Annotated in this window: 2 protein-coding genes; both read left to right on the forward strand. The window is 29.3% G+C overall.

Annotated elements, in window-relative coordinates; all coding sequences use genetic code 11:
- The first annotated feature begins 87 nt into the window (after nucleotides 1-87).
- Nucleotides 88-981, forward strand: a complete 894-nt coding sequence (locus KTQ83_RS11580; RefSeq protein ID WP_217256908.1) for a sensor histidine kinase — start codon at nucleotides 88-90, stop codon at nucleotides 979-981.
- 2 nt (nucleotides 982-983) lie between these two features.
- Entirely contained in the window at nucleotides 984-1,988 is a 1,005-nt protein-coding gene (locus tag KTQ83_RS11585; protein WP_217256909.1) for a hypothetical protein, read from the forward strand.
- Nucleotides 1,989-2,485 lie beyond the last annotated feature (497 nt).

The raw sequence follows: 2,485 nt of genomic DNA on the forward strand, positions 1-2,485 counted from the left end.
TATAGCACTGCCTGTAATAATTTGTCACTTACCACCCATTTGCAAAAGAGGAGCTAAAAAATAAAAGCAAGATTTAAACCTGAGGCATTGTTAAAAGCAACATATAATAAAGAGTTGACAGAAGTGATTTTGGAACATACAAAAAAGAAATCTGAAATTGATGAACTTAAAAAAATTGCAAGAGAAAAATCTGATGTTCAATTGCTTAAGCAAGCAGATAAGATTGAAAAGGAAACTGAGAAATTAAAGAAAGAGGTGTCTGAAAATCGAATAGAGCTTCAACAGGTAGTAATAGAACATGAAAAAACTAAAAAGGCTCTTGAAGTAACGCAGAAGCAAGTAGGAGTTTTGCAATCTAAGGCAGATGTATCTGTCGATAATGCTATAGATGCAATGCATATTATGAAAACATATGCGGATTCTATCGACTCTAATATATCCGAAATTGTAGATATGGTTAGAGAAGGAGATGGGATAAATGATATTTTGCCAGTATTTCACGAAATTAGGCAGACATGTTCCAAAATTCTAAATACATATAATTTGGTTATCAATACTGAATATAAAGCGGATACCGGAAATAAAAAAATGGATATCATAAAATTCACAAAAGAATATGTTGAAAAACAATGGAATCATAAACTTCCAGTAGAGATAAGAGGCTTGGATTCTATGGAAGTTATGTTTAATCCATTAGAATTTAGCATTATTATTGATAATATTGCAGATAATGCAAGAAAAGCAAATGCAACAAAATTACAAATTGTTTTTGAAAATAATAATTGTATAAAATGGGTAGATAATGGTTATGGAATACAATCAGATGTAGATGTTTCTAAAATGTTTGAACAAGGATTTACGACTACAAATGGAACTGGTATTGGTTTATATACCATTCAAAAGTATGCTAATAAAATGAATGCGACTGTAACTATTAATAGTAATTATAAGAATGGATTTGAATTACTGATGAGGTTTTGAATATGGATTTAACGTTTAGAATTATATGGTTTGAGGATGTTGATGAATGGTACAATACTACATCAAGAAGAGTATCGAGATATATAAAAAATAAAAATTTTAAAGTTGATATAATGCGTATTAAAAAGGCTTCGGATTTTGATTTAACTGAATATCAACTACAAAATTATGATTTATTAATTATTGACTATGAGCTGGAAAAAATATATGAAAAAGATGGTGTTAAGAATATTTATGGTACAGAGATAATTCATATTATAAGAAATGGCAATTTTTTAAATGATATTTTATTTTATTCTAGTCATGGTTTTGATGTCATTAATCAAGTAATGAAACAAGAGGGACTACAAGGTGTTTTTATCGCGGATAGGAATAATGGAGAGTTTCTTGAAAAGGTACAACTTTTAGTGGATAAGGCAATTAGAAGAGCAGAAAATCTTATAAACATTAGGGGAATTGTTATGGATACAACCAGTGGATTTGATAATAAAATTAGGGATTTGATTAGTATTATTTGGCCTATTTTAGGAGATAAAGAAGCTGAAATTGCAAATAATATAAAGAAGAAAATATTAAAGGAAAATATCAAGACTGCAGAAAAGCTTGATAAAAAATATCCAAATATAGATGCAAACAATATTGATGAATTACTTAGTGAACGAGATTTTTCTGCAATTAGGCAGGCTAGATTATTAAGTTGGTGTATAGAATCAAATGAAATGATTAAAAAGAAATTTCAAGAAATATTAAAAGAATATTTGAACTTGAATAATGGTGAGGAGAAAGCAAAATTTTTTGAATTATATAAAAATGATATAGTATTATACAGAAATGCATTGGCTCATGTTAAGAATACGCCATCTATAGATAGCAAGATGATTATTGGAGAGGTGGATGGAAAAGCTGTGCAGTTTGATCAACAACTATGTGATGAGTTAAGAAAAAAGCTTTTAAGTTATGAAAATATATTGGATGAGATGTATACATTCATTGAGGATAATTTCTAGTGATTTTGTGAAGTATATTTTTTGGGGGGAAGATTATAATTGTTTACAGAAAGAATAAGTAATATTAATGTATAAATCATTGACTACTAGTATTTTAAAGCTTTACGAGGTAGCGTGAGATAACAATTTCCATAGGTGGACTTGCAAACCATCAGATGATTATCTTCTGAATAGCAAACAAACCTGAAAGCCACCAGAACTACACTCAATAATGACAATATAGCAATGGTACTTGATTGATACTAAAAATATGTGAAACGAAAAATAATGAGTGAAAAAGATGCATATTATCAATACGATATAGTATAGATAACCACATTAAAACAACCAGAATCAAACCAAACTTTGCGAGTTTGAATAAAGAATAAATGCTAGAGGGTAACCAAATAATCTAGGGGTTTCCAAGAAATATCTAGGGGTCAATTTAGGGGACTGATGCCATAGGGTAACCAAAATCATTTAGGGTTTTAGCGCAATCATTTGGGGTCTAGTTCGGG

It is taken from the genome of Holdemanella porci (genome assembly GCF_019052655.1).
In the GTDB taxonomy this organism is placed as follows: Bacteria; Bacillota_I; Bacilli_A; order Erysipelotrichales; family Erysipelotrichaceae; genus Holdemanella; species Holdemanella hominis.

Coding starts and splice junctions, on each gene's coding strand:
- KTQ83_RS11585 (WP_217256909.1), top strand. CDS start 984: ATGGATTTAACGTTTAGAATTATATGGTTTGAGGATGTTGATGAATGG.